Here is a 5455-nt window from a genome sequence, read left to right as displayed (position 1 = left end):
CAGCACCCCGGAGGAGCTTCGGGCCTTCATGGAGGGGTTCAATCGGTGCTTTCGGGGGGAGGTCGGGCTTTCCAAGATCAGCGTCCAGACCGGTTCCAGTCATGGGGGGGTGGTGCTTCCGGACGGTTCCGTGGCCCGGGTGCAGATAGACTTCGATACCCTGCGCACCCTTTCCGAAATCGCCCGCCGGGAATACGGCATGGCCGGGGCGGTACAACACGGAGCCTCCACCCTGCCGGAGGAACTCTTCCATCTCTTCCCGGAGGTGGGTTGTGTGGAGATCCATCTGGCCACCGGTTTCCAGAACCTCCTTTACGACCATCCCGCCCTTCCCGAGGAGTTCCGTCAGAAGATTTACGCCTATCTCAAGGAGCACCTGCGGCAGGAATGGAAGGAGGGCTGGACCGAAGCCCAGTTCATTTACAAGGTGCGCAAGAAAGGGTTCGGGATCTTCAAGAAGGAGTGGTGGGATCTTCCCCAGGAGGTAAAGGCTCCCATCATCCAGAGCCTGGAGGAGACCTTCGAGCGCATCTTCCGGGCCCTCAAGGTCACCGGGACCCTGGAGCTGGTCTCCGAGGTTATTCGTTCTTGAGCCTGCCCTGACCGGTGGATTCCAGGACCGAGAGCCAGAAACGGCTCTGAGTATTCACCCGTTTGCGGCGTTTTACGGCCTCGCTCAGGGGCAGGTGCACGTAATGGTGGTTGAGGTAGCCGATCATGAGTCCGGTCTTTCCGGCCATGGCGGCGTGGACCGCGTACTGTCCCAGGAACCCGCAGTAGATTCGATCATCCACACAGGCCGGAACGCTCCGGATGATATAGCTGGGGTCGATGTAACGCACGTAAACCTCGATGCCCTTTTCCCGGAAGTATTCCTTGATCCGATCGCGCAGGAAGGTTCCGATGTCGCCCAGTTTAAGGTTCCCGGAGGGGTCGTATTCGGGTTTTTCGCCCTGGACGTATTTCTGGCCGGCTCCCTCGGCTACCACGATGACCGCGTGTTTCCGGGCCGCGAGTCTCCTTTCCAGGGCGGCGAGCAGCCCGCGGGGCCCTTCCAGATCGAAGTCCTCCTCCGGGATGAGACAGAAATTGACCTCCCGGGTGGCCAGGGTGGCGGCGGCGGCGATGAATCCGGAATACCGTCCCATGACCTTGACCAGACCGATCCCGTTGGGGGCCCCCACGGCCTCGGTATGGGCGCAGCGGATGGCCTTACAGGCCTCCTCCACCGCGGTCACGAAACCGAAGGTCCGGGAGACCAGCCAGATGTCGTTATCGATGGTCTTGGGGATGGCCACCACGGCGATCTTGAGTCCGCGGCGCGAGATTTCCTCCTTGATCTTGGCCGCGGCCCGGAAGGTGCCGTCCCCGCCGATCATAAAGAGGATGTTTATGTTCATCCGTTCCAGGGCATCCACGATCTGGTCGATGGGTTGGTGCCCCCGGGAGGTGCCCAGGAAGGTGCCGCCCAGTTCGTGGATCCCCTCCACCACCTGCGGGGATAGTTCCACCACGTCGTGTCCGTAAGCGGGGATGAACCCCTGGAGACCGTAGCGGATGCCGTAGATGTGACGCACTCCGTAGGAGTAATAGAGGGTAAGGACCAGGGATCGTATTACGTCGTTGATGCCCGGGCAGAGGCCCCCGCAGGTCACCACCGCGGCCCGGGTCTTGGAGGGGTCAAAGTAAATGTAAGGTCTGGGGCCGGCCAGTTCCGCCGCAGGCAAAGGGCGCCCCTCCTTAAGGGCCTCGCGCAGGAAACTTTCCGAGACCCGAAGGGTAACCCGCATCTCATCGGTGACGAAACATCCCTCCGGCAGGTTCAGAGGGTTCTCTATCCTGGCCGGTCCCAGGTTCTCTATCTCCGTGGAGATATCCTCGGGGATTTCCTCCAGAAAATCAAAAAGCGAACAGGTGGGTTTCATGATCGACCTCCTTGGAGAAGATTTTCCAGGGCTTCTTTAAGCCTGGGGAAAAGGAAGGTATAGCCCAGCTCCAGAAGCCTTCCGGGACGGGCCCGGCATCCTGCGGTGAGCACCGAGGCCACCTCCCCGAAGACAAGCCGCAACAGCCGTACCGGGGCCGGGAGCAGGGCCGGCCGGCGCAGGACCTTCCCCAGCATCCGGGCGAAATCCCTTTGCCGTACTGTCTCCGGGGCCACGAAGTTGAAAGGCCCCCGGGCTTCGGGATTCTCCAGAAGAAAGATCAGGCCCGAGACCACATCGGCGATATGGATCCAGGGGAACCACTGCCGCCCGTCTCCGATGGGGCCGCCCAGGCCCAGCCGGAAGGCCGGAAGCATCTTGAGGAGGGCCCCTCCGTCGTTTCCCAGAACGATGCCGAAACGCGAGATGGCCACCCGGAGCCCCTTCTTTTCCAGGGACAGGGCCTCCTTTTCCCAGTCCATACACAGGCGGGCCAGGAAGTCCTGACCCGGGGGATGGTCCTCGGTAACCTCTTCCTCGCCGCAATCTCCGTAATATCCCACCGCCGAGGCGTTGATCAGGGTGGCCCCTTCGGGAAGGGCCTCACCCAGGAACCGGGTGGAAAGGACCCGGGAGTCCCGCAACAGACGCTTGTATTCCTCGTTCCAGCGCCGAAAGATGTTGGCGCCGGCCAGATTGATCCCGGCCTCGCAGGAGGCGGCTTCCCGCTGCCAATCTCCGGGGCGCAGGGGATCCCCGGGCACCGGGCGCACCCCCGGGGGAAGGAGGGCTATCCGGCTTCGACTCCGGACCAGGGCATAGACCTCGTACCCCCGTTCCTTAAGGGCTGGCAGGAGATGTCGCCCGATAAATCCCGTGCCCCCGAGAACAAAGACCCGTTTCATCTCTTCCATTATAGCCGCAATTTCTTCGGGATGTTAAACTGGGATTTCCACAGGAGGGTCAGATGCTGGAGATGTACTTGAAGATTTTGGGGCATCTATTCGTGGAGAGCGCTCCGTATATCCTGGTGGGGCTTTTTATCGCCGGTCTTCTCCGGGTCTTCATCCCGGAGGACTTTCTGGTGCGTCACCTGGGGGGACACTCGCTGACCGGGGCCTTCAAGGCGGCCCTTTTCGGTTTGCCGCTTCCCCTTTGCAGTTGCGGGGTGCTTCCGGCGGCGGTGGGGCTCTACCGTTCCGGGGCCGGTCTTCCGGCCACCTTCGCCTTCCTGGTGGCCACGCCCCAGACCAGTGCCGACGCTATTCTCCTGGCCTATGGTCTTCTGGGGGGTTTTTTCGCCCTGGCCTATCCTCTTTCAGCCCTGGCGGCTTCTCTGCTGGTGGCCCTGGTCCTCACCCTGACCACCCGCCCCCGGGACCTCTCTTCCTCCTCCGCGCTTTCCTGTCTCTGTTGCGACCAGGAGGGGCCGCATACTCATACCTTCCGGGAGAAGATGCGGGCCTCCCTGCGCCATGCGGTGGAGGAACTCTTTGCGGAGATGGCCCGTCCTTTGCTCCTGGGGTTTTTCCTGGCCGCGCTGGCGGCCCTGCTCCTGCCTCCGGATCTGGCCCGGGTCCTGGCGGCGCACGGACTTACCTATCCGGCCATGCTGCTTCTGGGCATCCCTATCTATCTCTGTGCCACGGCTTCCATCCCCCTGGGATACGCCCTGCTCCTCAAGGGGTTCAGTCCGGGGAGCGTGCTGGTCTTTCTCATGGCCGGCCCGGCCACCAACCTTACCTCCCTTACCGTGCTGGCCAAATTCTTCGGCCGCAGGGTGACCCTGCTTTATCTGGGGACCCTCATGGCCGCAGCCCTGGCCTCGGGATGGATCTTTGATCAACTGGTACCCTCCACTCTCCTGCGTCCGAAGGCCGTTTCCGCCGAGGGGCCGGGTTTGGTCTCCGTCCTGGCGGCCCTGCTCCTGGGATGGCTCTTCGTGCGGGAGCTGATCTGGAAGAGGTTTTCCCCGGGCCCGACCTCGGGCTGCGGTTGTCAGCCCTAATCCACCACCGAGAACCCCTCCAGTTTCTGTCGCCAGAAGGAGGTGGCCCGGGGATAGATCTTGACTATCTCCACCATCAGGTAGCCGGCCTCCTCCCGCACCTCCCGTACCTCCACCTTGACCTGAGCGTGGCGAAAGTGGGCCAGAAGGGCCTCAAAGGCCCGTCGGGTGCGGAAGCGCAGACGGAAGGTCTCGCTCACCACCTCGCCCCGGTCCAGCCGGGAAAAGAGATCCCCAAGGCCGGAGAGGATCCTGGCTCCCACCCTCTCCCAGGTCTCTCCCTCAAGCTTCCCGTAAAGTTCCCATTGACTGAGGACGTAACGCACCAGGCGATGGGTGAGATACTCCGAGGGGACATCTCCCAGGTAGGGGAAGACCACCCGAATATCCTCCAGATGGGAGACCGGAGTAACGTATTTGAGATAGATTTTGCCGTCGGCGGACTTGAGTACCACCCCCTCGCGCCCCTCCTGATCGTAACGTCGCAGGAGCTGATAGAGGGAGTCCAGCCGGTCCGGGGTAAAGGGGCCGTGGATCTCGGGGGTGGGGAATTCGTAGGCCGCAAGGAGCCGATATTTTTCCGGAGGCGGAAGCACTTCTCCCTCCGGAAGACGCATCAGATCGAAGACAAAAAAGCGCACGTCTTCCTGGATATAAGGGGGCCATTCCCCCACGAAGGGGTTTCCCGGGCCGGCCACCTCGCAGCAGACACAGAGATGGGGGTGGTCCCGGAAAAACTCTTCCAGCCGGGGTAAGAAATCCGGATAGCGGTCGGTGGCAAAGGGACAGATAAACCCCCTGCGGGTTGCGGCCAGGATCTCGTCCCCCACCCGGAAAAGGCGCACGTTGTAGCCCTCGATCTTTTCCTCCACCCAGAAGGGACCCTGGAGGTAGCGGGGGACTCCGGTGCGCAGGCGAAAGATGCGTGGGATATGAGGAAAGGAAGGGATGACCGTTTCCGGCCCGAAGATGGTCCCGCTGGGTAAGCCCTTGAAGTCGCGCCGCAGGCGGAAAAGCGGGGTTCGGGTTCCCAGCACCATCCGCAGTCGGCCCTCGGAGAGGGCCTCCTCCCAGACCTTAAGCGGAAACCGCCGGAGAAGGGGGTTATGGGGATAGATCTCCGCCAGCCTTTTCCGATCTTCTTTAGAATAGGGCCACACCCTGGATCTCCACCTCTCCGCTTTTTCCCTCCTCACCCCGGATCTCTATTCGTACCTCGGGGAGGAACCGTTCTATTACCCAGGCGTTGGTCAGAAGATGACGGGTGAGACGCGGGGTGCGGAGGACGGTTTTTCCGGAGGCCAGGGCCGCGGGCAGGAGCACTTGGTCGGCCAGATATTCGTCCACCGCGGCCTCCGCGTCCATGACTTCAAGATAAGGCCGGAGGGCCTCCTCGGCCACCCTTTCCGCGGGTTTACCCCGGGCTCCCAGAGCAAAACCCCCGGCGCGGGCCGTTTTTCCTCTCCCCACCACCCCCACAAAGGTTCCGGGTGAGGAGGCCTTTACGGTGGCGGTCTCCAGT

At 62.4% G+C, this 5455-nt stretch carries 5 protein-coding genes and 1 pseudogene; 2 read left to right on the top strand and 4 right to left on the bottom strand.

Annotation, left to right across the window (positions count from 1 at the left end):
* Positions 1–592 (top strand): annotated as a pseudogene (locus tag F8J34_RS01890) (aldolase); the annotation flags it as partial.
* On the opposite strand, the gene F8J34_RS01885 reads toward F8J34_RS01890, so the two are convergent.
* Both F8J34_RS01885 and F8J34_RS01880 read right to left on the bottom strand, forming a co-directional pair.
* On the bottom strand, positions 579–1925 hold the full coding sequence (locus F8J34_RS01885) for an ATP-dependent 6-phosphofructokinase (RefSeq protein ID WP_297055981.1): 1347 nt from the start codon (positions 1923–1925) through the stop codon (positions 579–581). The pseudogene F8J34_RS01890 and the gene F8J34_RS01885 overlap by 14 nt on opposite strands.
* A complete protein-coding gene (locus tag F8J34_RS01880) occupies positions 1922–2830 on the bottom strand; it encodes a TIGR01777 family oxidoreductase (RefSeq protein ID WP_297055978.1) in 909 nt (302 codons plus the stop codon). Before F8J34_RS01880 ends, F8J34_RS01885 begins: the two co-directional genes overlap by 4 nt.
* 71 nt (positions 2831–2901) lie before the next feature.
* On the opposite strand from F8J34_RS01880, the gene F8J34_RS01875 reads away from it, so the two are divergent.
* Entirely contained in the window at positions 2902–3933 is a 1032-nt protein-coding gene (locus F8J34_RS01875) for a permease (RefSeq protein ID WP_297055976.1), read from the top strand.
* On the opposite strand, the gene F8J34_RS01870 is transcribed toward F8J34_RS01875, so the two are convergent.
* Together F8J34_RS01870 and F8J34_RS01865 are read right to left on the bottom strand one after the other, a co-directional pair.
* Complete coding sequence (locus F8J34_RS01870) at positions 3930–5093, bottom strand: RNA ligase (protein WP_297055973.1); 1164 nt, start codon at positions 5091–5093, stop codon at positions 3930–3932. The two genes, F8J34_RS01875 and F8J34_RS01870, sit on opposite strands and share 4 nt — an antisense overlap.
* A partial coding sequence (locus F8J34_RS01865) for an RNA 3'-terminal phosphate cyclase (RefSeq protein ID WP_297055970.1) occupies positions 5077–5455 on the bottom strand: 379 nt, incomplete at its 5' end. The genes F8J34_RS01865 and F8J34_RS01870, both read right to left, overlap by 17 nt.

Origin of the sequence: Thermosulfurimonas sp., from assembly GCF_015491435.1 — a bacterium.
GTDB lineage: Bacteria > Desulfobacterota > Thermodesulfobacteria > Thermodesulfobacteriales > Thermodesulfobacteriaceae > Thermosulfurimonas_A.
Note: the sequence above shows the minus strand (reverse complement) of the source record. Positions and strands in the feature narration are given on the sequence as shown.